We start from the raw sequence: 23,982 nt of genomic DNA on the forward strand, positions 1-23,982 counted from the left end.
TGGCCGTCCTTGAGCCCAGCCCTCCCACACAGTCGGATCAACTCGCTTGCAGCGCTCACCAGTGACATGCCGTGACTCTATAAGCCAGCACCTGTCCTGGTATCCGTGGCGAATCGCGTCAGCAAGCCAACCTTCGACACGCTGACTTGACAGGGAAGGCCAGGGCGCCGAGTACGGCGCCAAGTGCCCGCAGATCAGGCAACTGGAGTTCCGATGGGTTCCAGGTCGAGGGTGTTTGGACGTTGCACGGATTCTGGCCTGGTCAGCGGCTTGTGGACTGGGTCCACTCGTTCGTGCGAGGCTTCGGCACTTGCTAGCAGATTCCTGGAGAAACAGCCTAACTTGCATGCTTGTGGTGGATTCCGGGAGTCGCCGGTTCTCGCTGCTTGCCAGCGGTACCGGTCAGGAAGGTCAGGCTGGGCGGGGAGAGCCCGGCCTGGCGGATGTAGTCACCTTGCAACGGCGAGCTGCGGAGACGTCGTCGCTGGAGGACGAGCGCGACCTGTACCAGGGCACTCTGGCGGAGTACTGCTGGGCTTGGGACGTCGCTGGGCTCGCTCCGGCGTTCATGGCAATTGGCATACGAGCATCTGCTACCGCGATGCACTACCTTCGCGCCGCTCACCCCGCCCAGACCCCATCGCACCATGACCTGCACACCCGGGCTGAGCCAAGGCTGTGGTGGCTTCGATCTATGACGAGGCCCGGGAGACCGCCCACCCGGTCCGCCTGATGCGCGTCTTCGGCATCTGCAGCGCGACCGTCGCGAAGTACGTCGCCGCCGCCCACCCGGACAAGAAGGTCGATCCCATCCAGGCATGAGCCTGGTCGCCAGTCGACACGAACGGGGTCGACGCACAGGCTCCGCTTGGAAAGATTTAGTGAGCAATGGTCAACTGTGAATCCCGAAAAGCCACCCTCTTTGCTCACGCTCAGAGAAGATGGCAGGTCAATGGCCAGTCAGGCGATTACTTAGAGTAATTCACGATTCCAGTGTGGAGAATCCCATGATGCGGCGCCCTTTGGGAAGGGTGATTTGGGTCACCCACCTCTCGGTGGGGGTCTGTGAGTGCAAGGCATATCTTTCAGATGCCAGAAGGCCGGGGGATGAAGATCCCCCGGCCTCCCATTGGCGTCGAGCTCTCACTTTCCAGGGTCAAAGCTTCGGCGCTCGTCACAGTGTCCCCCATTGCCACAGTCGATGGCCAGCAGCAGCTTGCCCTGTGCGCTTCCGGCTCTCCGGGTCGTGGTGGGGGATGCGGAGGAATATACGATGTTGAACCCCGCCACAGTTTGGGGCGCGCTAATCATCGCGATCATGGGGGAGGCGGGCTTCCGCATTCTTCAGCTGATGATTAGCCGTATCACAACGTTGGACATGAAGTCCCCCGTCAACGTGATCATTTGCGTTGCCATCGGAGCCTTGGCTGCCGTCCTCGCGGTGCTGGCCATCGCGGCCTTGTACCTGCATGGCCGCCCCATCCTGGTCTGACAGCTCCATCGTTGGACGAGCGAACCCGCTGGACTCTTGCTACATCACAGGCAGAGAGCAGCGGGTTCCGTCCTTTTTACCTGCAGGATTGTCGGAACTCGTCGGTTTCTGGGTTGGGTCGTCTCCCAGGCACCACTGGCAGCGTTCCACCTCGCCAGCGGAGGCGGCGACGGCGGGGGAGGTGAGGAGTCCTCGTACATTCTCGACCACCAGGAGGTGCGGGCGCAGGGCCTCGACGGCGCGGGCCACGTGCAGCCAGAGACCGGATCGGGCTTCGGGGTTGAGCCCGGCGCGGCGGCCGGCGACCGAGACGTCTTTGACAGGGGAAGCCCGCCGTGAGGACACACACCCGCGGAACGTTGGCGCAGTTGACCGTCGTGATGTCGCCCAGGTTCGGCACGCCGGGCCAGTGGCGGGACAGGATCGCGGACGGGCCGGGTTCGGTCTCGGTGTGCCAGGCGACGGAGCGTCCGAGTACGGCCAGGACCCCGAGGTCGAGGCCGCCGTACCCGCTGCACAGGCTGCCGACCAGCGGCCCGGGGCTGGTGGCAGTGTGGGTCGGCGTCACCGCCGGGGCCTTCGCACGCAGATTCCGCGCCCACGGCAGATGCTGGTCCTCGTCGGTCCTGGCGATCAGGGCAATCTGGCCAGCGGCCTCGCTGAGCTGGGCGGATGCGCGGCTGACGTGGTTGATCGCGCTGGTGTACGCCTCTGCGGCCCGGACGGTGTGCTCCGGCGCGGAGGGCAGGGTGGAGAGGAAGGCGAACTCGGTGCCCATTTCGTTGATCAGGGAGCCGAGGTGGGCGACCTGGCGGCCGAGCGCAACGGCGTCCGGCAGCTCGGTGGGTGCTACGTCGGGAAGCCTGTCTGCCTGGTCCCGCAGGGTGTTGGCGTGTGCGGTGAGGGCGGCGGCTGTGGCGGTGGTCACGAGGAACTCCGAAGATGCTGGCGGATGGCGGGGAGGCGAACTCCCCCAGGGTGCGAAGGCGCTGATGGACTGGGCTCCGGCCCCGGTCGTGCGGCTGGCTGCGCGGGGCTGCGAGCACGGGCGGCCTTTACGCGGGCGCCTTGGTCGTCGACAGGCAGGGGCTGCGGTACGGGAGGCGAGGTGGCGGTGCGCCAGCGGGCCCGCACCTCCTCCAGAGGGCCGAGGGCGTGCAGCGCGTGGCCGATCAGCTGCCCGGGGGCGAGGCGCCGGTCGTCGGCATGGGCGGCGATCTGCTGTGCGGCGCCGACGGCGGCGCGGGTGAGGGAGGAGCGCAGGAGCTGCTCGCCCAGTCACTCGGCCGACCCCGCCGCGCCATCGCGCAGCACCGGCTCAAGCTGTTCCTCGGTGAGCGTGCCTTCGGTGAGCAGGCCGCGCCGCTGGACCTCCCACAGCGTGGTGACCGGGTCGATCGGCTCGCCCCGGTGGTGGAGCGCACCGAGGCAGCGGTAGAGGTGGCCGTGGCCGGGAACGGCGAAGTCCTGGGGGCGCAGCCAGTCGAAGACCTCGCCGATCGCGCCGTTCTGGTGGACGAGCAGGGAGAGCAGGAACTGCTCGTCTTCCGCCTGTGCTGCCGCGGTCGGCTGTCCGGCGACAAGGAGGGGAGGTGTCCTCGGGGCGCTGGCCCGGGGGCGGGTTCCCCAGCGCTTGGCGAGGCCGTCCAGGACGCCCGCGAGTACGTCGGCCTGGGCAGCGGTGCCGTGGACCTCGTGCTGCCCGGCGTCCTCCCGGGCGACGGCGAGCAGGCGGTTGGCGTGCTCGGCGACGGTGCGGTGGATCGACCCCTCCAGCACCATCCGCCCGTAGAGCGGCGCGTGGGCGGGGCGCGGGCAGGCGGCGACGAGGGTGTGGAGGTAGGAGGCGGTGAGCCCGCGCACCTGCTGGCCGGCCTCGGCGAGGGTGTCGGTCAGCCACGCCACCGGCACCGCGCCCTCCGTACTGAGGGCCGGGTGGTCCTCGGCGCGGAGCTTGCGCAGCGCGGCGAACAGCGCCTGGTGGCCGGGCCGGTAGAAGTCGCGTGGCTCCAGCCAGTCGAGGCCGCCGAGCTGGCGGGGGTCGAGCAGGACCGCTCCGAGGACGGCCTGCTCGCCGGTGAGCAGCGGGTCCATCACTGGCTCCGGCGGCTGCGGGTGCCGCGGTCGGCGCGGAGCTTGGCCACCGCGAGGTCGGCGGCGGCCTTCGCGGCGGCGAAGCGGTCCAGCTCACCGCCGAACGTTGGGTCGGTGGCCAGGATCGAACCGGTGCCGGTGATCAGCCACCACTGGCTGCCCCGGCGGACGACCGGCGCCCCGGTCAGCGGGGCCGGACGGTGCTGGGCGGCAGGCGAGTTGGCGTCGGACATGAGGACCTTCCTGGGAGTCGATCGGTGGTTCAGCGGCTGCGGTGGGCGATTGCCGGGACGGGCACCGCGACGGCATCGGCCGGGACTGGCGGTGGCGCGTCCGGACCCAGCGCGCGGGAGGGCGAGGAGACGGTGGCGGCCCGGACCCGGGCCTGGTCCGCCCCGGGGTGACCGTGGGCGCGCACGGCCTCGGCGGTCGCGGTGAAGCGGCGCCGGGAGGACTCAAGTCCGGAGGGTGGCGTCCACCTGGCTGCGTTGGCAGTGAGCACCGGGGCGAGGGAAGCGACCTCGTCGGCCGGGACCGAACCTTCGGCGAGCAGCCGGGACTGCGCTGACCACAGGTGCAGGAATCAGTTCCCGTCCTCCAGCAGGGCTGCCTCCACACGGGCAGCCCCCGGAACTTCCTGGTAGACCCACGTGCTCCTGCGCGGCCGCTGCCAGCCGGGCCCGGCGAACGATGGATCGGGCACGTCGGCTGGGCTGCCCGACCCCAAGCGTCCGGCGACGGTGGCGTTCCGGCGGGTCACGCCGCCAGCCCGAAGGAGTCACGGCCGATGCTGACCGGCTGGCCGGCGCGGCAGGCCCACGGCGAGCAGCCGTCCGCGTCGCCAGCCTCCAGTTCGGCGTCCGCGAGCGCGTCGAAGACATCGGTCTGACGGCCCGCCCACTCGTGCGCGGTGACCCGGTCGATCGGCGCCTCGTCCAAGGGACGGCGGCTGCGGTGCAGATACGCCTGCCCCAGCAGCGGGGTGCCTTCCGCGGTCGCCCGCGCGTTGCCATTGCGGATGGTGCGGTCGAACGCGACGACGTCCTCCCACTCCTTCGGTGAGCCGTCGCGAAGGGCCCGCCACTGGGCATTGCCGTGGAACGGGCAACCCAGGCAGCTGCTCTTCGGGGTGGACTCGAAGCCGCGCGAGCGCAGCAGCCGCAGGCAGTCCGCGCGGGAGAACCCCTCCTCGATCAGGGGGAAACGATTCTTCATGTAGGCGACGTCGGCGTCCTTGGCCCGGTGGAACTCGTCGGTGCTGATGCCGATCCACTGCTCGACGAACACCCCGGCCGGCACCCGCTGTGGGCGCGGGTGGCCGAGCAGGGCGCGGACCTTCTCCTTGATGGGCCGGATTTTGTACTGACCCGTGCACTGGCGTCGTGAAAGTCCTTCGGTTCCTTGGGGGTTGAGGATGTGCAGTGGCATCGACGCGAAGCGCTTCGTCGGGTCGAGGGCATCCGCCCTGATGTTGCCGGAGGAGACCCGCAGGATCGGGATGCCGACGGGCTCGGCGATCTCCCGCTCGATGCGGTTGAGGTGCTCGTAGACGGCGCGCGGCTCCCAGCCGGTGTCGGCGAAGATCGCGGCATCGAGGCGCGGCAGGTGGCCTTCGGCGGCCAGGAGCAGCAGCACGCTGCTCTGTACTCCAGCGCCGAGGGACAGAACTCGCAGGGCGGGAACGGTCGTTGTGGTCAAAGCGGTGTCCTTGGCGTGGGCGGGTGGGCGTGGCACACCCGGTGAATCGGAGGAGGGGTAGCGACTGGAAGGCGGCGCCGGCCGAAGAAGGGCGGACTCCTGGGTCGGCGCCGCCGGGTGGGGCGGGTCAGGCCGAGAGGGTGAAGTCGTCGCGACCGGCGCTGCCCTTGGCGAGGGCGCGTTCGGTGATGGCCTTGGTGGCGAGGGCGGAGGCCGGGCCGATGGTCTTGGCGGAGCGCTCCTTGTACCAGGGCTTGAGGTCGAGCATCGCCACGCGCATGCCGGTCGCGAAGAGCAGGATCCTGCCCTTGGGCAGGGCGCGGATCTCGTCGGGCGGCAGGACGCGCTCGGTGCGCATCGACACCGAAGTCGACTTGCCGCTGCCGGAGTCGGAGACGGAGACGGTCTGCACATCGTGCTCGCCGATCTGCCGCGACAGCTTGTCCGCGAAGTCGGCGTCGTCGATACCCGACCCGACGATCTTGACGGTGGCCGCGCTCCACAGGGCGTCCATGCCGGCCTCTCCCCAGCAGCGCTGGCCCTGGCGGTAGGACTGCAGGATGGTGATCGGGATGACGCCCCGGCTGCCGAGGTGGGAGTAGAGGTCCGGCAAATCGCTGATCTTGCAGACGTTGGCGGCCTCATCCAGCACGCAGAGCGCGGGCGGGTCGAGCCGTCCACCGGAGCGCTCGGCGACGATGACGGCGGCGCGCATCACCGCATCCGCCGCAGCGGCGATGATCGCGCTGGCTCTTTACGCCGTGCCGTCGTTCGCCCCACCCTGTAACGGTCGGTGACTCGTGCGCGTGTCGGGCCGGGAGGGGATGGATGTCGAAGGGCACCTCGGGGGAGTACTGGTCGGCGCCGGCGTTGCCCAGCCGGTTCAAGCACGACCTGCTGAGCCGCTACATTCCCAAGTTCGGCGGCATGACCGGTTCGCCGGGTGGCCAGGTCGTCTACCTGGACGGGTACGCGGGGGAGGGGCGTTATCTCAACGGGGAGCCCGGTTCAGCCGATCGGGTCCTGAAGGTTGCGGCCGATCATCAGAAGAAGGGCGCGGTGTGGTGGACGTGCTTCTTCGCGGAGAAGTCCGCGGAGTCGTTCACCCATCTCGAAGCGCTGGTGGGCGAGTACCGCGCTCAGGGGGTGGACGCCCGCGCGTTCCACGGCGACGTTCTCGGCCAGATGGATGAGGTGCTGCTGGCTGCCGAGGGCAAGCCGCTGTTCCTGTTTCTCGACCCGTGCGGCCTGGCGCTGCCGTTCGAGCGGCTTGTCGACGTTCTCGCGGGCCGCCGATCCACTGGCGCCTGGCCGCCGACCGAACTGCTGCTGAACTTCAGCATGATGGCGGTGCGCCGGATCGGCGGGAACTCGCAGTCAGCGAAGGGGAACGAGCGGACGAACGAGCGCCTCGACGCGGTCTGCGGTGGGAGCTGGTGGCGGAAGCACTTCGCTGACGGCTACACCCGGGACGCGGACGAACGGGTGGCCGCCGAGTACAGCCGACGCCTCGGGCGGAGGACCGGGATGCGCATGGTGTCCGTCCCAGTCACCAAGGGGCCGGGCCAGAAAGCGGTCTACAACCTGGTGTTCGGCACTCGCAGCAACCACGGCCTGTGGGTGTTCGGCGACGCGCACGCCCGTGCGCGGGACACCTGGTGGCAGGAGCTCGTCGTGCAGGAGGAAACCGCCGACGACGCCCTCTTCGCACTGGCGAGCTTGCAGCGGCCCGATCCCGAGAAGGTGTACCGACAGGCCGTGCCGGTCATCGCCGAGAACATCGGGAGGCTGCTGCGGCGGGGACGACCGTTCAGGCTGGTCGACCACACAGTGCAGGTGTTCGGCGACTACTACGGCCAAGTGCCGGAGAACGTGGTCCGCAAGGCCGTGCAGCACCTGCACGCCGTCGGCGCCACGCCCACTGACGGCAAGGGGTCGCGGATCAAGAACCTGGAGGTACGGCCTCCGCTCAGGCAGTGACGGGCAACGGGAGTTGATCCCAGGTCCGTCCGTCGAGCAGCCGCCCGCCGGCCTTGGGCGTGCGCCCGCCCCACTGCTTGAAGAAGAACGCCACCTCGTCCCGGAGACAGGCGTCACGCACGTCCTGTACCCAGGCCGTGTCCATGGGACGGTGATTCGGTCCGGACTCGCCGCCGGCGATCACCCAGTGGATACCGTCCAGTTGCAATCCGTCCAGCGGGCCCAACAGCGGTTCGCAGGACAGAAACCGGACCGCAGCGGAAACAGCACGGAGATCGTCGATCCGGTCGATCTCGTCCACACTCTCCACCGACACACCCATCCACACGTTGGGCGGCCACTCCAGCCGGTCCGCCATCCGACGCAGCCGACGGGAGCGCTTGGTGAGCACCTGGTAGGTGTGCTGCGGCGTGTCCGCCATCACGTCGAACACCTGGCGGACGAAGTCGAGCGGGACACGGGCATGGAACAGGTCGGACATGGAGTTGACGAAGACCGTCCGCGGGCTGCGCCACTTGTACGGGAGTCGGAGCGTATCCGGATGAACAGTGAGGTCGAAGCCCGGCCCTGACGTTCGCGGATCGCCGTCATTCTGGTACTTCGCCGCACCCATCGCCTTCAACCGCTTGGCGAGCGCGAGCGCGTAGCAGTTGTCACATCCGGCCGATACACGATCACATCCTGTGGTGGGGTTCCACGTCGCCTCCGTCCACTCGATGTTGCTGCGCTCGCCCACTGTCGCTCCCGATCTCCGTTGTGCACCACGGGTGTGCGGCCGCACGGCCTCCCGTGGCCCGGCCGGGTCCACCCTCCTCCGTGAACCGGAGCTCTGTCGAACCCGGCAGGTCATGGCGCCGTCGCTCACGGTGTGCGCGCACCACCGGAGGGCAGCGCGGCCAAGCTGGGCCATGTGCCGGAAGCTCGGCGCGCCCACAGAGGGCGTGTGCCAGCCGTCAGCCAGGAGAAGCCCGTTCCCTCCGCGCGCCTCTCGTAGCGCACCCCTGACGGGTGCGGGCGGTGCGTAACGACACATCGCGCCGCATCGTCCGGGATCTAATCGATCAAGACCTTGCGAGCGACGGCAGGCCGCGAGGACCTGCCGGGTCAGGTCAGCATGAGGTCAGCATGAGTACGTGCAGACGCTGTCTCACGCGCTCAAACATGAGACTCATGCGCTCCCGGTCTTGTTCAACCGGAGGGCCGCCAGTCGGACTTCCTGTGGGCCGGTCCCAGCGGCCTCGGCTGACCACCCCAACCCCTCGAAGAGCTCCCGGCACGACAGCGCAGCGGACATTCCTGCAGGTCAGGGCATGGCATCGAATCATTGCCTGCGTGGGTGGTGCTCGCGTGTCAGCACAGCGGGACGCCGGTGCCTTCCAGGCTTCTCCCGAAGCTCCCAGGTCTGTAGTATGCGCTCACCGGATCGGCCGACATACTCCGCCCAGTTCTACCTCGACTGCCTCTCCCAGGCGTCCTACCTGATCGCCGACGAACGCACCGGCCGCGCCGTCGTCGTCGACCCGCGACGGGACGTGGACGAGTACGTCGCCGAGGCCGAGGCGCACGGCTTCACCGTCGAGGCCGTCATCAACACGCACTTCCACGCGGACTTCCTCGCCGGCCACCTCGAACTCGCCGCCCGCACCGGCGCGTGGATCGGTTACGGGCGCCGCGCCGAGACGGAGTACCCGATCCGTAAGCTCGCGGACGGCGAGAGGATCGAACTCGGCGACGTCACCCTCCAGATCATGGAGACTCCCGGCCACACCCCCGAGTCGATCAGCGTCCTGGTCTACGAGCAGTCCGAGGACGCCGTCCCGTACGGGGTCCTCACCGGCGACGCGCTGTTCATCGGCGACGTCGGCCGCCCCGACCTGCTCGCCTCCACGGGCGTCACCGCCGAGGAACTCGGCGTCATGCTCTACGACAGCGTCCACCGCAAGCTGATGGCCCTGCCCGACGAGACCCTCGTCTTCCCCGCCCACGGCGCCGGATCCGCCTGCGGCAAGAACCTCTCCACCGAGAAGCGGTCCACGATCGGCCAGCAGCGCCGGACCAACTACGCCTGCCAGCCCATGGACCAGGACACCTTCGTCCGCATCGTCACCGCCGGCCAGTCCGCCGCCCCCGCCTACTTCGGCCACGACGCGGCCCTCAACCGGCAGGACCACCCGCCGCTCGACCGCACCAGCCCCACCCGACCGCTGTGCCCCGAAGGCTTCAAGGAAGCCCGCGCGGCAGGCGCCGTCGTGCTGGATGCCCGCAGCCCCGAGGAGTTCGGCGCCGGACACGTCCGCGGCGCCGTCAACGTCCCCCTCGACGGCCGCTTCGCCGAACAGGCCGGCACCGTCCTCAGCCCCGACAGCACCCTCGCGATCATCGCGCCGCAGGACCGCGAGGACGAGGTCGTCACCCGCCTCGCCCGCATCGGCTTCGACCGCATCGCCGGCTACCTGCGCAACCCCGCGGGCGCCCTGCCCGCCCTCGCCGACCACCTCACCCCCGCCAGCCGCCTCACCGCCGACCAGCTCCGCACCGCCCTCACCACCGACCAGCCCCCGACCGTCCTGGACGTCCGCACCTGCGGAGAACGCGAAGCGGGCTCCGTCGAAGGATCCCTCCACATCCCCCTGGCCGAACTCCCAGCCCGCCAGGGCGAGATCCCCACCGACCGCCCCCTGGTCGTCCACTGCGCCGGCGGCCACCGCTCCTCCATCGCCGCCAGCCTCCTGCGCCACCACGGCCACCCCGACGTCTCCGACCTCCTCGGCGGCTACGCCGCCTGGCACACCCACACCCACACCATCGGGCTCTGACCTCAGTACCCTCCGCCCGGGCCTCGGGCGCTCCCGAAGGCAGTGCCCCGCCACATGGCTCCCAGGACACCACCCCAGCCTCGGAGTGACTCGTCACCGGCTTCCGTCTCACCGTCCAACCCGAGTAGCGACGGCAGCGGGCTCCTCGGGTGCGTCTGTGGTGGTGCGGTACAGGTGAGCGCGCTTGCCGTGCTCGGGTGCCACGCTCAGACCAGGCACGTCCGGATCATCGCCACGAGCGGCGGTGCGTCCGGGCTCGGTTGGACCTCGTTGACGGCCGAGTAGCCCCAGGACTCGTACAGCGCGAGCACTTTGCCGTCACCGGCGGCGGGATTCACCATCAGGGTGATTCGTTCCTCGGGTCGGTTGCCCGCAAGCCCCACTCGTGGACGCGGCGGGCGGCGCCCGTGCCGCGCCAGGGTGTGCGGACTCCCAGCTCCTTGAGAGCGAAGACCGGGTGGGCGGTGAGGTCGGGCGCCATCGGCTTGGACATCCGGGTCCACCAGCGGTCGCCGGAACGGATGGTGTTGCCGTAGGCGTAGCCGATCGGCTCGTCCCCGTCGTAGCCGACGACGGCTTCCAAGCCGGGCTCGCCGCCGTGGCGGTCGAGGCGCTCGGCGGACGTGGTGACGGCGTAGTGGGGAAGGTGGAGCAACGGCGCTCGGACGTCCGCGTAGAGGTCGATCCTCGTGGTGGCGTGGCCCGTTCATACCCCGGCTCGTGCGGTGATCCGGCCCTCAGCGATCGCGGCGGTGAGTGCGGCGTGGTCGGAGCGGGTCTGATCGGTGTACGCGAGCGCGAAGTCGGCGACGGCCCGTTCGAAGGCGTCGCTTGCGGGCCTGCCGCCCCGCTGCGACGGAGTCGGTGGTCATCGGTTCCACTCGGTCAGTGTCGCCGCGTATCGGCCGAGCCGGGCGCCCGGGGCGGCCGATCGGGTGCACGCTCCGGGCGTCGCGGGCGTCATCAGCGCGGCTGTGGGCCGGTCGGGTGCACGACCGCCCTGGTGCTCTCGACGGCGCGCGCGACGGTGTGCGCCATCGCGCCGGCGATGACGAAGAGGCTGCTGATGAGGATCCAGCCATCCCGCTCGTTGACGTCGGGGCCGGCGGCGGGGGCGGCGCGGTCCGACACGGACGCACGATGCGGAGCGGGGCGCACCATGTCCTTGGTGATCGCGACGACGCCCGACAGCGCGTGCGCGACCGCGCCGGCGACGAGCGCCGAGGAACCGAGGACGAGCCAGTCGACACGTCCGAGCTCGGGGGAGCCGGGCGCGACGGTGAGACGTGATATCCGGTGGTGGATGCCGGGCATTGGTCTCGTCTCCCTCGGTGAGTGCGGTGGGACGATCCCTCCCTTCCGACGTTCACAGAAGACGGCCGGGGCGCCATGGGCCGTTCGGCCCCTACATCGCGGGTCGGACGGCCGTGGGACCGTGTGTGACGGTGACGCTCCCGAGTGGAGTCAACTTCTCCACGGGTAAAGGCCGTTCGGACCATTGACGCGGTCCGGTCGGCCCACCACCGGTGGACGGGCCCGGTCCTACGGTGGATGTAGGGCCTCCGTTCGGAGGTCCTTCCACCAGCCGAGCTTCCGGGGCGATCGTGATGAGAGACGACGACCTACTCCGCACGAGGGCCAGGATGTGCCGGGACAGCGCGTCGGTGTCGCTGGAAGGCGAGCTCGACATCGCGACGACGCCGCTCGTGGGCGAGGCCGTCGCCCGGGCCCTCGCGGCTCGCCCGCATCGGCTGGACCTCGATGTCGCGGCCCTCACCTTCTGCGACGCCGCCGGCGTGCGAGCCCTCCTCCGGGCCCGCCGAGTCTGCCGCGTCCACCACGCGGAGTTCCGTCTCATCGGTGCCCGGCCGGGGTTCCAGCGCGTCCTTGCCCTGCTCCGGGTCACCGATCTCCTGCCTGTTCCACCGGCGCCGGTCCGGAGCCCGGCGGCCGTCCGATCCCCGGAGCCCCTCTGAACCGGCTTTTCCCTTCTCCCGCCCCCGTTTCGGGCCGGGCGGCCGCCACCGAAGGAGTCCGTGTCATGACCAGCAGCGCCACCGAAGCGCCCCGCACCACCCGCGTCCCCGAACCGCGCCCCTTTGCGACGGGGTGGACGGTCTTCGCGGCGATCATGCTGACCGCCGGCGGCATCATGGCGATCTTCCAGGGGATCGCCGGCATCGCCAAGGACAGTTTGGTAGTCGTCACCCGGTACTACGTGTACTCGATGAACACCACAGGATGGGGATGGATCCATCTGATCCTCGGCATCGTCGTCCTCCTGGCGGGCGTGGCGCTGTTCAGCGGCGCCGCCTGGGCCCGAGGCATGACGGCCACGGACGACGACTGTTCCGGAATCCCCGCGCGACCGCGGCCGCGCGGGGACCGTCATTCCTTGTCCGCCGCCTCGTTCGCCGGGGCCGGATTCGGAGTGCCCAGGAGCCGGGCGAGTCGGCCCTGGCTCGCGACCACGTATCCGCCGCCGATCCCGAGCGTGAGGGCCGTGAACATCACGATGAGCCAGCTGAGCAGGGTGAAGACCATACCGAGCGGACCGAACTGCGTCACGCTGCGGTTCAGCGAGCGGGGGATGTAGAGCCGCGATCCCGAGGCGAGCGCCGTCAGCGCGGCACTGGTCAGCACGGCCCCCGGAAGCAGGGGGAGCCAGGGGACCCGGCCCCCGAGCAGCAGGTGCTGCGTCCACCACCAGAGCAGAGTCGCCGTGATCAGGTAGAGGACCACCCCGAGGCCGTCGCCCACCCCGAATCCGGCCCGTACCCGCCCCTGGACGGTGAGAGCGGCGAGCCACACCAGCAGCCAGGCGAGCCATCGCCATGCCGCCAGACGCCCTGCCAGGTGGGGCAGGTGCCAGCTCCGTTCGCACAGACGCTGCAGGATACGGCTGCAACTCGTGGCCGAGAGCAGGGTCACCACGATGCCGACGGCGCCGAAGGCATCGGCGCTGGTGGTCTGCCTGGTCTGGAGCACCCGTTCAACCTCGTCGAGCGAGGAACCCCGGAGCCCCAGGACAGTGCGCAGGGAGTCCGAGACGCTGCTGCGCACCTCCTGCGGCATCAGGGCGGCCAGCACGAACAGCACCGGGATGGCGGTCAGGAACGCCTGCGCCGCAAGACGGGTGGCGGTGTCCAGGACGTTGATGTGCATCAGCTGCGCCGCGAGTCGGCGTGGGAACGGGGCATCGCGCAGCGTGGCCGTCCGCCCCCGCAACCAGGCGGATCTGGCACGGATCCAGCGAGCGCGCCCGGGCTGATCACGCTGTTCCGCCACTGCGCAATCCCTCCGATCGCCGTCGGCACCACCGGCCGCTGCTGCGGTCCGTCGTGGGCGACGGCACTGCGGGTTCCGTCCAAGACTGGGCAGCGCGATGGCGTTCCGCATGCCGGGCGGCCCGCCGTTCGGCGAAACGGCGCCAGGGTTTCACCTGGCAGAGGCGGACCGGTCCCAGCCGCGCACCCCGGCCGAGGTCTCTCCGGGGAGCGCGCAGTCATACGGCCGTACCCCCTCCGGACGGACCATCCCGGGGTGCCGGTGGCCGGGCTCTACGGGGCAATGGTGGTCAGCGGTGCCACGGCCGCGCGGAGAGCTGGGAGATCCGATGAACGAGCCGCCAGGGCCTCCGTCCGCACGGGGGGCGGGCGAGGCGGGCAACGGCGGCTCGCCCTCCGGTGCCGGGCGCCCCGCCATGGCCGGGCGGATCGTCATGAGCACGGTCTCGGCCGTGCTGATCACGCTGACCTGCATCCTGGTGCCGGTCTCGCTGCTCACCGTCTGGGTGCACGACATCGCGCTGGACACCGACCGGTACGTCGCCACGGTCGCTCCGCTGGCGACCGACCCCGCCGTCCAGGACGCCGCGGTCAACCGGCTCACCCGAGCGGTGGACGTGAAGGTGGACGGCCCAGCGGTCGCCTCCGACCTGGCCGCCTGGCTGCAGTCGCAGGGCCTGCCCCCCAGGGCCGCCTCCGCCGTCAAGGCACTCGGGCCGAAACTGGACGACGCCGTAAACCAGGTGGTCACCAAGGCTGCGACACAGGTCGTGCACAGCGACGCGTTCTCGACGGTGTGGACGCAGGCCAACCGCTCCGGCCACGCGGCCGTGGTCCACGCCCTCACCGGGCACGGCCGGGGCGCGGTCGGCGTCACCGACGGCACGGTCACCCTCGACGTCGGGACGGCCGTCGACCGGCTGAAGGACGAGCTGGTGGCCGCGGGGGTGTCCCCGGCCGCGAAGATCCCGGACGTGAACAAGCAGATGGTGCTCTTCCAGTCCGACAAGCTGGCCAAGATCCGCGGCGCCGCGCACGCGCTCGACGTGGTCGGCAACTGGATGCCCGTCCTCACCGTGCTGCTCGGCGCGATCGGCGTCCTCCTGGCGCGGCGCAAGCGCCGGGCCCTGGTGACCACCGCCCTCGGTGCGGCCGGCGCCTGCCTGGTGGTGGCCATCGCCTTGGTGATCGCCCGGCACTACTACCTCGACCACCTGCCCCCGGCCGTGCAGTCCCCGGCTGCGGCTGCGGCGATCTTCGACAGGCTGCTCCACTTCCTGCGGATCAGCCTGCGCACCGCGATCGTGCTCGGCGTGGTGGTGGCACTCGGCGCGTACCTGTCCGGGGCGGGACGGTTCCCCCGTGCCGTCCGCGGCCGAGCGGACGCCGCTGCGGACTCCGCGGCCCGCTGGGGCGACGCCCACGGCGTGCGCACCGGACGGGCCGGCACCTGGACCGAGGCCCACCGCCGCTGGGTCGTCCTCGCGGCCGTGCTGGTCCTGGCCCTGGCGTTCGCCCTGTGGAACCACCCGACCGTGCTGACCGTACTGCTCCTCGTCCTGGTGCTCCTCGCGGTGATTGCCGTCCTGGCGCTGCTCGCCGCGTCCGGACGGGTGGGCGAAAGGCGCGGGACCGGTGAGTGACGTCGGGTGGGCAGGGGTGGCGGTGGCCGGTGTCACCGCCGCCTACGCGCTCGGCTCGCAACGGCTGGCGAGCACACCGGTGTCCGCGGCTATCGTGTTCGTCGGGGCCGGCATCCTGCTGGGGCCGGTCGGCCTTGACCTGATCAGCCTGCAACACGACCGCGGACCGTTGCTCGCCCTCCTGGAAGCCGCCCTGACCCTGGTGCTGTTCACCGACGCCATGGCCGTGCGTCCCGGGGACCTGCGCACCGGCGCCGCCTTACCGGGCCGACTGCTCGGCATCGGCCTGGTGCCCAGCATCGCGCTGGGCTGGCTGCTGGCCTGGCCGGTGCTGCCCGGGCTCACCGGGTGGGAGCTGGCGTTGGTGGGCGCTGTCCTCGCCCCTACCGACGCGGCGCTCGGCAGCAGCGCGATTGCCAACCCCCGGGTGCCTGCGCTGGTGCGCCAGGCACTGAACGTGGAGAGCGGGCTCAACGACGGCATGGTGCTGCCGTTCTTCGTACTCTTCCTGGCGGCCATCCCCGGCACCCCGTACGCCGAGGAGGGGGCCGGCGGGACCTTCTGGAGGGCGCTGCTGCTCAGCACCGTCCTCGGCCTGGCGGTCGGGGGTGGTGGCGGCCGGCTGTTGCAGTGGTCGCGCGAACGCGGCTGGATCACCAGGGAATGGCGTCAGATCCTCGTCCTCGCGGTGGCCGCGGCGTCCTACGGCTTGGCCGCGGTCACCCACGGAAGCGGTTTCATCGCGGCCTGGGTGGCCGGGTTCGCCTTCGCGTACGCGATGCGCGGCAGCGGGCCGGCGGTGCCGGACCGTGATGACACCGCCCACCTCGCCGAGGACCTGGGCAACCTGCTGGCCCTGTTCAGCCTGCTGGTCTTCGGCGCCGTGCTGCTCGGCCCCGCACTGGAGCACCTCAGCTGGCGCATCGTCGGCTACGCCCTGCTCAGTCTCACCGTGGTCAGAATGGTCCCGGTCGCCCTCTCCCTCGCCGGAACCGGGCTGAAGGCGCCCACCGTGGCCTACGTCGGGTGGTTCGGGCCGCGCGGTCTGGCCTCGGTCGTGCTCGGGCTGCTGGTCGCGGAGCAGCACGTCCCGGGGGTGGAACTGATCGGCCGGGTGGTCGCGGTCACCGTCGGCCTCAGCGTGATCCTGCACGGGGTGTCCGCGGTGGTGCTCTCGGACCGCTACGGCCGCTGGTACGAGCGCGCCGCCGAGCGTGACCCGGGACTGCGGGAGAGCGCTCGCAGGCCGCCCGCGATCCGGCACCGATGGGTCGACTCGACCGACGCACCGGGGGAGTGAGTCCGCCGTCCGGTGTCATACCTCACCCGGTCAGCCCCGGTCAGCCCGGTCGGCCCCGGTCGGCCCCGGTCGGCCCCGGTCGGCCCCGGTCGGCCACGTCCTGGCGATGTGCTTTCGAGGACCTGACCTAGATTCGACGAACCGCATCGTTCCGCGCGCACAGAGCAAGTGGCCATGACCCGTCGTCCGAACATCCTGCTGATCGTCACCGCCGAGGAGCGGGCCGCGATCCCGCGTTGAGCGGGGCACCCTCGGCACGATGCTGCGCCAGGCCGGCTACTACTGCACCTACCAGGGGAAGTGGCACCTCTCCAACGCGTACATCACCCCGCAGAACCCCGGACCGACCACCGACGCCCTGGAACCCTACGGGTTCAGCGAGTTCAACGACTGGGGTGACATCGACGGCGGCGCCTGGGCCGGGCTCAAGATCGATCCGGTGATCGCCGGCCAGGCCGTGAAATGGCTGCGCAACCGGGCGCCGGTCGTGGCGCCCGACCAGCCCTGGTTCATGGCCGTCAACTTCGTCAACCCGCACGACGTCATGAGCTTCGACTACGGGGGTTCCCCCCAGGTGCAGTTGCCCTTCGGGCTGGCGCACGCCGTGGTGGCGCGCGCGGCCGCCGACGTCCCGCTCTACCAACGCCGCTGGGAGTTCGACCTTCCCGCCAGCCTGAGGGACGACCTGTCCGGCGCGGCACCGGCGGTGGGCGAGTACGCCCGGATGCTCGACACCGTGTTCGGGCCCGTCGCCGACGACCAGCACTGGTACGACGGCCTCAACTTCTACCTGAACGCCATTCGGGACGTCGACCGCAGCATCGAACTCGTCCTCGACGCGTTGGAGGCATCCGGCCAGGCCGACCGGACCGTGGTCGTCTTCACCTCGGACCACGGCGAGGTGGCTGGTAGCCACGGCCTGCGCCAGAAGGGGAACCTGGTCTACGACGAGTTCCTGCTCTGCCACCCCGACGTGGCCGGCGGAGGCCGCACTGCGGCGCTCGCCTCCGCCGTCGACCTCGCGCCCACCCTCCTGGAGTTCGCCGGGCTGGACCGGGCGGCGACCGCCACCCGGTTCCCCGGGAAGCCCCACCCCCAGACCGGTACCGGCAGCCAGCGCCAGTACCTGGGCGCCGCTTGCGCGCAAACGGCGCAGGGGCCGTACCAGGTGCCCGGCCGCGCCCTGGGGGGGCGAACGGTCCGATCGGCGGGGTATCCACCAGTGTCCCCGTCCTCTCGCGTCGTCAGGTGCAACTTGCCAGGTGCAGTGACCAGCACCTTCGGCCGTCCCGGGCGGCGCGGCAAGCGCGCGACAGGCGGGCCGCACTCCAGACTGGCGGCGGCGGACAGGGCGCTCGGACGAAGGCGGAGGTACCAGTGGCCGAAGAGTCGAACGGACTCGACGACAGGAGGACCGGAGCCTGGTGGGCGCAGGGGCAGGAACCCGACTACCGCGCGACACTGGCCAACGAACGGACCTTCCTGGCGTGGAGCCGAACGGCCCTGGCACTGCTGGCGAGCTCACTGGCGGTCCTTCAGCTGGTCACCGGCGTGCCGGAGGCGCTGCGGCTGGCACTGTCCTGCCTGCTGGCCGCGCTCTCGCTCACCACCACCGTGCTGGGCTACGCCCAGTGGCGGATCCGCCAGCAGCGCATGCGGAGGGGACTTCCCCTCGGGCACGTGCCGGTGCAGGCTGTTCTGACCGCCGCCTTCCTCGTGCTCACGGGAGTGGTCAGCGCGGTGATCGCCGTGTCCCCGGGTGGCCGCTGACGGGGCCGGTACACCTGAGCGGACGAGCACCTGTTCGGCGGAGCGGGACCACGGCGGTCCTCGTCGTCGAGCGCCTGGGCGGGCGGCCGGCGTGCGGAGAGTGACGACGGGACCACCTCCACGACGGTGTGGTCATGCGGGGCCCCGCCACCTTCGAGGCCGAGCCCCGCATCGCCGTCCTCGCCACCGCGCACGACACCCCCGAGGACTGGCTGCGCGCCGGCCTCGGGGTTCGCGGTCGTCATCCGGTCGGTGGGCCGCCCTCCGGCGGGTCCGTGAGTGGCTGATGCTGCTGGACGCCCTCCTGCACGGCCCCCACCAGAAGCCGCGCCACCACTCCGAGGACCAGCAGATCGGCGACGATCTGGCCGATGGCCAGCAGCCGTGCGGTCTCCGTCTGCGGAACGATGTCGCCGAATCCGACCGTGCTGAACACGGTGACGGTGAAGTACAGCGAGCCCGTCCGGGAGAGCGGTTCACTGAAACTGGTCGGAGTGTCGCGGGCCATCAGGTAGTACGTCGCGGAGAAGAGCAGGAGAAAGAGGGGGAGCGTGGTGGCGAGTGTCTCCACGGCTTGCAACCGCGGGTGCGGGGACCGTGTGATCATGCGGATCTGCCAGGCCAGGAGCCCCGTGACGGCCAGCAGGCCCGCGATCAGCGCGAGCAGAGTGCGCGCCGTGAAGGGTTGGTCCATCGGCAGGAGGTAGTAGGCGGACACCATCCCGGCCGCCGTGAGGAGGCTCCGCACCAGCGTCAGCACACCCGCTTCATGGCGCGCCCAGGCCCGAGGTGCCCAGCGCCTGGGCTCTGGCTTGTGCTGCATCGGGGCGGCCTCCGGAGAACTCCGACTGCGCTCGCTGTGCCGACCGTAGTCTTCGGACGGCACGCTCGCGCGACTTTGACCGCGACCGGCGCGGTCATACGTCCTCCTCCCGATGGTGGGGCAGATCAGCCGCCGAAGAAACCGGAGGGCATGCGGGGCTGCCCACATCCGCACGACACGACGTCCCCGGATCCCGTGAGCCGACGCGGCGGGCCGGCGGGCCGCGCACGTCTGCGGCGAATGTTGACGTTCTGGCTGCGTCCGGCGTTCGCGCTGCGCGTCGTCGGCCGTTTCCAGCGGATCGTCGGCTTCGACCGGTCGATGGCACCGGCCACGACCGCGCTCTCGGCGTTGGTCCCGTTGCCGCTGTTGGTCTCGGACGCCGCAGTCGGCGCCGGGGGTGACACCGCGCCGGGGCGGGACTCGCAGCGCGCGGTCTCCGGCGCTGCGTCCGGATCGGGCTCCGGGGTTGAGGTCAGGTCTTCGTCACCAGGCGCTGGGCGGGGAGGTGACGGGTGAAGGCGAACCCCGCGAGGGTGATGCCCCCGGTGGTGAGGATCGCGATCTTGAGACCGTCCAGTTGGGCCGCCGAGTACGCGTTCAGGAGCTGCTGGGCCTGGTCCGGTGGCACCGCGGCGTTGGCCAGCCCCGTCTGGACCTGCGCCGTGGGGACGAACTGCACACCTGCCTCGACTGCGATGCCCACCTGCTGCCGCACGGCGTCCGAGATCTGGGGATTCCCCGCGATCTGCTTGTTGAAGGCTCCGGCGAGGGCGCTGATCAGGATCGCGCCGATCAGTGCGGTGCCGAGGGACGACCCCAACTGCTGGGCGGTGTTCTGCAGGCCGCCGGCCTCACTCCGCTCGGACTCGCCGACGCTGGACTGCACCACGTTGCCGAGCTGGGACGCGAGCAGCCCCATCCCCAGGCCGAGGACCCCCATCGCCAGGGCGAACGACAGGTTGTCGACCTTCGGCTTGATGCCTGCGAGCAGCCAGACGATCGCTACCAGCATCACCACCAGCCCGACGCGAACCAGCCTCCGGGGTGAGGCGACGCGGGTCAGCGCGGACCCGCCCAGGGCCGCGAGCAGCATCGTGATGGAGACCGGGAGCAGCCGCACCCCCGTCTGGAAGGCGTTGAACCCTTGGACGACCTGGAGATAGAGCGGGACGACGAAGAAGAGGCCGAGCAGGATGGTGCTCTGGGTGAGCAGCATGGCGAGGCCGGAACGCAGGGTCGGGAGGCGGAGGAGTCCGAGGCGGACCAGCGGGTCCCCGCCGCGTGCCTCCTTGCGCCGCTCCCAGGCCGTGAACAGCCCCAGGAGCACCGCCCCGGCGGCGATGACGAACAGGGTCGCGGAGAACCCGAAGACCGTGAAGGGGGACTTGCGCGGGTGGACGAGCCCCCAGGAACTGCTCTGCAGCACGCCGAGGACGACCAGGGCGAGGCCGGCGGCGGACAGCGCCGAGCCCACGGCGTCAAGGCGCACCCGGTCACCGGTGGCCGGGGACGCGTCGATCCAGCGCAGCAGCAGGAGGATGATCACGACCACGACGGCCTCGCCGGCGAAGACCAGGCGCCAGGTGAGGTACGTGGTGACCCAGCCGCCGAGGAGCGGTCCGACCGCGATGCCGACGCCGGACAGCCCACCGATGACACCGTACGCGACGGCGCGGTCGCGGCCCTGGTAGGAGCCGGCGACGAGGGCGGCCAGTGCGGGCAGGACCATGGCGGCCCCGAGTCCCTCGATTACCGACCAGCCCAGGGCCAGCACCCACAGCACGGGGGCGCTCGCTGTCACCACCGACCCCACTCCGTACACGGTGAGCCCGATCCCGAAGGCCCGACGGCGTCCCAGCTTGTCGCCGATCTTCCCGCCGGTGATCATGAAGGCCGCCATGACGAGTGCGTAGAGGGTGATGACGGCCTGGATCGCGGTGACCTCGGTGTGGAAGTCCTTGACCAGCTGGCTGATCGACACGTTCATCACGGCCGTGTCCAGCACCATGAGGAACTGGGCGGCGCCGAGGACGGCGAGGGCTCTCCAGTGCTCCATCAGTCCTGCTCCGTGGGTTCGTCGAGGCGGCGTGGGCGTTCGCGTCAGACGTCGGAACGAGCGGTGACCCGTCCGGCGGCGACCGCGTCGAGCAGTGCCCGGTGGTCGCGTTCGTTCTGGTCGGCGTAGGCGACCGCGAAGTGGGCCAGGGCCCGGTCGAAGACGTCGCCCCGGCCCAGGTAGGCGGCGATCGCGATCCGGTCCCCCGACCGGGCGTGGGCGCGTGCCAGGGTCCAACCGCACAGCCGGCCGAACTCGTCCAACTCGTCCGGCGACATCAGGCTGGGCTGCGCGATCCCCTTCCAGTCACGCAACTGGCGGACGTAGAAATCCCGTTCGCGACCGTCGACCCCCTCGACGTGCTGCCAGCCGAGGAAGATGTCGCTGGCCGCCTGCATCAAGCGCTGCCCGGTCACGACCCGCTCTCCCTCGGAGGCGAACTCGCTGCGCCCCGCGTGGGCGGCCAGCACGGACTTCTGGGCCTCTTTCGCCTGGAGGAACAGCGGATCCCGGTCGTCCCTGCCCAGCAGCAGCACGATCCAGCAGCGGGTGCCCACGCTGCCGACCCCGACGACCTTGCGGGCCGTGTCTACGAGGCTGAACTGCCGGAGCAGCCTGCGCCGGTCCGCGGACAAGCTCCGGCCGTAGCCCTCGATCAGACGGTGGATCTCCTCCTCCAGCGCGAGGCGCTCGCGATCCGGGAGGAGGTCCGAGGCGGGCGTGATCAGCGGGGGATCGGGGGCGATGCGTCGCTCTCCGTCCACCTCGCGGGTGAGCTTGTCGAAGGCTTGCAGGCTGTTGCGGGTACGGGCCTTGGCCAGATTGGCGGAGAGTCGTTTCCGGGTGCCCCGGCGCAGTCGGCCCGAGACGGCCGCCTGCACCTGGTACGCGTCGGCCTTCGCGTACCAGACGTCGAGATGGCCCATCCCGGCGAAGGCGCGCATAGCCTCCCGGTAGGACCGCACGCATGACCGGACCGCTGCCTCGCCCTCCTCGTCGGCGAAGCCGTTCTCGCGTCCGGCGATGACGAGGCTCGCCGCCAGACGCTTCACGTCCCACTCCCACGGCCCCGGCAGCGTTTCGTCGAAGTCGTTGATGTCGAACAGCAGTTGCCGCTCGGGAGAGGCGAGCAGACGGAAGTTCAGCAGGTGTGCGTCACCGCAGAGCTGGGCCCGAAGCCCCGAGGTTGGCGTGCCGGAGAGGTCGGCCGCCATGATCGCCGCAGCACCCCGGTAGAAGCGGAAGGGTGATTCCGACATCCGGCCGTAGCGCACCGGTACCAGCTCCTGGACCCGTGAGGCGGACTGTGCCTCGATGAGGTCGATGGGATCGGGGCGGTCCCGGCCCGGCGCGAAGTCGCCGTGTGCGGACCGTGGCGACTTCGCCCGGGCCGTACGGCCCAGGTCGGCGCGTTCACGCGCCGACAGACGCGCCCGGAGGTGCTCTGTCCCGCCGCTCGGCATCGGTCCGTCCATCATCCCGGGCCTCCTCGCGCATCACCCGAAAGGAGTGTTCCCACCTCTCCATACTCGGCCGTGTCATGGGCGGGCGCATCCCGCGCCGCCAGGTGAACCCCTCGCCGGGCCGTGGCGGGTGACCCGACCGACAATCGGAGAAGGGGCAGGCAAGCGGGGGCGAAGGCATGACGACCCGTCCCCGAGAAGGAGGACACCGTGAGCGACGACATCGACGTCTCCGAGATGGGCCCCGTCGACTACCTGGTCGTCGAGTTCCCTCAAGTGGGTATGAGAGGCGAGGGCCTGCCGTTGCTGATCGATCTGGTGGACAGAGGCATCATCCGCATCCTCGATCTCCTGTTCATCACCAGACAGGCGGACGGTTCGGTGGTCGGTGTCGACATCTCCGACATCGACCGGGACGGCCGGCTCGATCTCGACGTGTTCAAGGGGGCCTCCTCCGGCCTCCTCGGCGACGACGACATCAATGAGGCCGGTTCGGCCCTCGAACCGGGCTGCTCCGCCGGGGTCCTTGTCTACGAGAACCTGTGGGCCGCACCGTTCGCGAGCGCCCTGCGCCGCAACGGCGCCAGGGTGGTCGCCAGCGGACGCATCCCGCTCAACGACGTCATCGACGCCCTCGAAGCGGCGGAGGCCCGAGCCTGAGCGGTGGCCGGGCAGCGATCGGTCCGATCGGCCCGGGCCACCCATCCCATCCACCGTGCACGTCACAGATCGGAGGCCGAGACCCATGGCAGGTCTGCTTCGAGGCGTCGCCCGCACCGCAGTGATCTCGGGAACGGCCACGGCCGTGTCCAACCGCGTCTCCCGGCGGCAGGCCGGTCGGTGGGCTCAACAGGAGGCTGCCCAACAGGCCGCCTACGCGCCGCCCCCGCCGCAGCCCCCCGCACCGATGCCGCGACCCGCACCGGCCGCCTCCATGGAGGACAAGCTCGCCCAGCTCAAGGACCTCGCCGCGCTGAAGGAGCAGGGCATCCTGTCCGACGCCGAGTTCGAGGACCAGAAGCAGCGGATACTCGACTCCTGACCGGGCCCGTGCCCGACCGACCGCGTCATGGCGGGGCCGTTCTGGGACCGGCGGCCCGGCTCCCCGGACGGGTCCGGGGAGCCGGGCCGACCGTGCCTTCACGGACCGGGACGGCCTGACCGCAGATCCTGGACAGGGCGCCGGGACTCCGGTTCGGACGGGTTCGGGGGAAACGGCACCTGCCGGGCTCCCGACCTGCCCCGGGGCAGCAGCCAGGAGTTCGGGGACGCGGAGAAGGGCGAGGGTCCGGCGGAACTTCGGCCGGACGCCGACGAGACGGAACTGCGTGTCGTGGTCTGCCGGCAGGCTCCGGTTCGAGCGCGCCTTCTACATGAAGATGTGGGCCATGGGCGAGCCCGGCTGAGCCCGGAGGGCGACGCCAGGGTCACGTCGGCGAGGGGTTCGACGAGCTCCTCTTCGACGACATCCTGTGGGCCAAGCGCGCCCGCGAGGAGCACGACGCCTTCGCCCAGGTCCTGCGTGACCACGGCGTGCGCGTCCACCACTACGCCGGC

21 protein-coding genes and 6 pseudogenes are annotated in these 23,982 nt (G+C 70.7%); 13 read left to right on the forward strand and 14 right to left on the reverse strand.

Annotated elements, in window-relative coordinates; translation table 11 throughout:
• Positions 1-681: 681 nt before the first annotated feature.
• Both IH61_RS47955 and IH61_RS0131575 read left to right on the forward strand, forming a co-directional pair.
• The gene (locus IH61_RS47955) at positions 682-822 is read left to right on the forward strand and encodes a hypothetical protein (protein ID WP_199823417.1); all 141 of its coding nucleotides are present in this window, start codon (positions 682-684) and stop codon (positions 820-822) included.
• A gap of 451 nt (positions 823-1,273) precedes the next feature.
• Complete coding sequence (locus IH61_RS0131575) at positions 1,274-1,492, forward strand: hypothetical protein (protein WP_031076126.1); 219 nt, start codon at positions 1,274-1,276, stop codon at positions 1,490-1,492.
• Between the two features lie 39 nt (positions 1,493-1,531).
• Here IH61_RS0131575 and IH61_RS50420 read toward each other — a convergent pair whose 3' ends face one another.
• The 7 genes and pseudogenes from IH61_RS50420 to IH61_RS0131600 all read right to left on the reverse strand — a co-directional run.
• A complete protein-coding gene (locus IH61_RS50420; protein ID WP_420714012.1) occupies positions 1,532-1,837 on the reverse strand; it encodes a DNA cytosine methyltransferase in 306 nt (101 codons plus the stop codon).
• Positions 1,821-2,270 (reverse strand): annotated as a pseudogene (locus IH61_RS50425) (hypothetical protein); the annotation flags it as partial. The gene IH61_RS50420 and the pseudogene IH61_RS50425, both read right to left, overlap by 17 nt.
• Positions 2,271-2,770: 500 nt before the next feature.
• Positions 2,771-3,586 (reverse strand): DnaB-like helicase N-terminal domain-containing protein, encoded by an 816-nt coding sequence (locus IH61_RS41830; protein ID WP_324607634.1) that lies wholly within the window; start codon positions 3,584-3,586, stop codon positions 2,771-2,773.
• A complete protein-coding gene (locus IH61_RS47960) occupies positions 3,586-3,819 on the reverse strand; it encodes a hypothetical protein (protein ID WP_051838419.1) in 234 nt (77 codons plus the stop codon). Before IH61_RS47960 ends, IH61_RS41830 begins: the two co-directional genes overlap by 1 nt.
• Before the next feature lie 29 nt (positions 3,820-3,848).
• Positions 3,849-4,088 carry a hypothetical protein gene (locus tag IH61_RS47360; protein ID WP_158845500.1) on the reverse strand — a complete coding sequence of 80 codons (240 nt, stop codon included), beginning with the start codon at positions 4,086-4,088 and terminating at the stop codon, positions 3,849-3,851.
• A 254-nt stretch (positions 4,089-4,342) separates the two neighbouring features.
• Positions 4,343-5,218 carry a hypothetical protein gene (locus IH61_RS0131595; protein ID WP_031076130.1) on the reverse strand — a complete coding sequence of 292 codons (876 nt, stop codon included), beginning with the start codon at positions 5,216-5,218 and terminating at the stop codon, positions 4,343-4,345.
• A 193-nt stretch (positions 5,219-5,411) separates the two neighbouring features.
• A pseudogene (locus tag IH61_RS0131600) lies at positions 5,412-6,035 on the reverse strand (TraG/TraD/VirD4 family protein); the annotation flags it as partial.
• A gap of 77 nt (positions 6,036-6,112) precedes the next feature.
• Between IH61_RS0131600 and tcmP the strand changes: the two are divergent.
• On the forward strand, positions 6,113-7,264 hold the full coding sequence (gene tcmP / locus IH61_RS45160; RefSeq protein WP_078911542.1) for a three-Cys-motif partner protein TcmP: 1,152 nt from the start codon (positions 6,113-6,115) through the stop codon (positions 7,262-7,264).
• On the opposite strand, the gene IH61_RS0131610 is transcribed toward tcmP, so the two are convergent.
• Entirely contained in the window at positions 7,254-8,000 is a 747-nt protein-coding gene (locus IH61_RS0131610; RefSeq protein ID WP_031076137.1) for a DUF5131 family protein, read from the reverse strand. The genes tcmP and IH61_RS0131610 overlap by 11 nt on opposite strands.
• Before the next feature lie 673 nt (positions 8,001-8,673).
• On the opposite strand from IH61_RS0131610, the gene IH61_RS0131615 reads away from it, so the two are divergent.
• Positions 8,674-10,080, forward strand: a complete 1,407-nt coding sequence (locus tag IH61_RS0131615) for an MBL fold metallo-hydrolase (RefSeq protein ID WP_031076140.1) — start codon at positions 8,674-8,676, stop codon at positions 10,078-10,080.
• A 206-nt stretch (positions 10,081-10,286) separates the two neighbouring features.
• On the opposite strand, the pseudogene IH61_RS0131625 reads toward IH61_RS0131615, so the two are convergent.
• A pseudogene (locus IH61_RS0131625) lies at positions 10,287-10,765 on the reverse strand (GNAT family N-acetyltransferase).
• A 278-nt stretch (positions 10,766-11,043) separates the two neighbouring features.
• Positions 11,044-11,394 (reverse strand): hypothetical protein, encoded by a 351-nt coding sequence (locus IH61_RS0131630; RefSeq protein WP_031076144.1) that lies wholly within the window; start codon positions 11,392-11,394, stop codon positions 11,044-11,046.
• A 293-nt stretch (positions 11,395-11,687) separates the two neighbouring features.
• Here IH61_RS0131630 and IH61_RS43425 point away from each other — a divergent pair, with 293 nt between their 5' ends.
• Complete coding sequence (locus IH61_RS43425) at positions 11,688-12,056, forward strand: STAS domain-containing protein (RefSeq protein WP_051838420.1); 369 nt, start codon at positions 11,688-11,690, stop codon at positions 12,054-12,056.
• Between the two features lie 65 nt (positions 12,057-12,121).
• A pseudogene (locus IH61_RS49120) lies at positions 12,122-12,397 on the forward strand (DUF7144 family membrane protein); the annotation flags it as partial.
• A gap of 71 nt (positions 12,398-12,468) precedes the next feature.
• Here IH61_RS49120 and IH61_RS0131645 read toward each other — a convergent pair.
• On the reverse strand, positions 12,469-13,245 hold the full coding sequence (locus IH61_RS0131645; RefSeq protein WP_107057282.1) for a YhjD/YihY/BrkB family envelope integrity protein: 777 nt from the start codon (positions 13,243-13,245) through the stop codon (positions 12,469-12,471).
• Between the two features lie 451 nt (positions 13,246-13,696).
• Between IH61_RS0131645 and IH61_RS0131650 the strand changes: the two genes are divergently transcribed.
• The 4 genes and pseudogenes from IH61_RS0131650 to IH61_RS47365 all read left to right on the forward strand — a co-directional run bounded on the left by IH61_RS0131650 (position 13,697) and on the right by IH61_RS47365 (position 18,080).
• Positions 13,697-15,010, forward strand: coding sequence for a hypothetical protein (locus IH61_RS0131650; protein ID WP_031076151.1), 1,314 nt, complete (start codon positions 13,697-13,699; stop codon positions 15,008-15,010).
• A complete protein-coding gene (locus IH61_RS0131655) occupies positions 15,003-16,310 on the forward strand; it encodes a cation:proton antiporter (protein WP_051838422.1) in 1,308 nt (435 codons plus the stop codon). Before IH61_RS0131650 ends, IH61_RS0131655 begins: the two co-directional genes overlap by 8 nt.
• A gap of 256 nt (positions 16,311-16,566) precedes the next feature.
• Positions 16,567-17,346, forward strand: a pseudogene (locus IH61_RS49125) (sulfatase-like hydrolase/transferase); the annotation flags it as partial.
• A 341-nt stretch (positions 17,347-17,687) separates the two neighbouring features.
• On the forward strand, positions 17,688-18,080 hold the full coding sequence (locus IH61_RS47365) for a YidH family protein (RefSeq protein WP_158845503.1): 393 nt from the start codon (positions 17,688-17,690) through the stop codon (positions 18,078-18,080).
• A 241-nt stretch (positions 18,081-18,321) separates the two neighbouring features.
• Here IH61_RS47365 and IH61_RS0131670 read toward each other — a convergent pair whose 3' ends face one another.
• The 3 genes from IH61_RS0131670 to IH61_RS0131685 form a co-directional block, all read right to left on the reverse strand.
• Entirely contained in the window at positions 18,322-18,840 is a 519-nt protein-coding gene (locus IH61_RS0131670) for a potassium channel family protein (RefSeq protein WP_234327413.1), read from the reverse strand.
• A 538-nt stretch (positions 18,841-19,378) separates the two neighbouring features.
• On the reverse strand, positions 19,379-20,962 hold the full coding sequence (locus IH61_RS0131680; protein WP_031076161.1) for an MFS transporter: 1,584 nt from the start codon (positions 20,960-20,962) through the stop codon (positions 19,379-19,381).
• 44 nt (positions 20,963-21,006) lie between these two features.
• Entirely contained in the window at positions 21,007-22,425 is a 1,419-nt protein-coding gene (locus IH61_RS0131685) for a DUF2252 domain-containing protein (RefSeq protein WP_031076163.1), read from the reverse strand.
• A 210-nt stretch (positions 22,426-22,635) separates the two neighbouring features.
• On the opposite strand from IH61_RS0131685, the gene IH61_RS0131690 reads away from it, so the two are divergent.
• The 3 genes and pseudogenes from IH61_RS0131690 to IH61_RS45165 form a co-directional block, all read left to right on the forward strand.
• Positions 22,636-23,085 (forward strand): DUF6325 family protein, encoded by a 450-nt coding sequence (locus IH61_RS0131690; RefSeq protein WP_234327414.1) that lies wholly within the window; start codon positions 22,636-22,638, stop codon positions 23,083-23,085.
• An 85-nt stretch (positions 23,086-23,170) separates the two neighbouring features.
• Positions 23,171-23,467, forward strand: a complete 297-nt coding sequence (locus IH61_RS0131695) for an SHOCT domain-containing protein (protein WP_031076167.1) — start codon at positions 23,171-23,173, stop codon at positions 23,465-23,467.
• A gap of 404 nt (positions 23,468-23,871) precedes the next feature.
• A pseudogene (locus IH61_RS45165) lies at positions 23,872-23,982 on the forward strand (arginine deiminase family protein); the annotation flags it as partial.

Source organism: Streptomyces sp. NRRL WC-3742 (assembly GCF_000720635.1).
Classification (GTDB): domain Bacteria; phylum Actinomycetota; class Actinomycetes; order Streptomycetales; family Streptomycetaceae; genus Kitasatospora.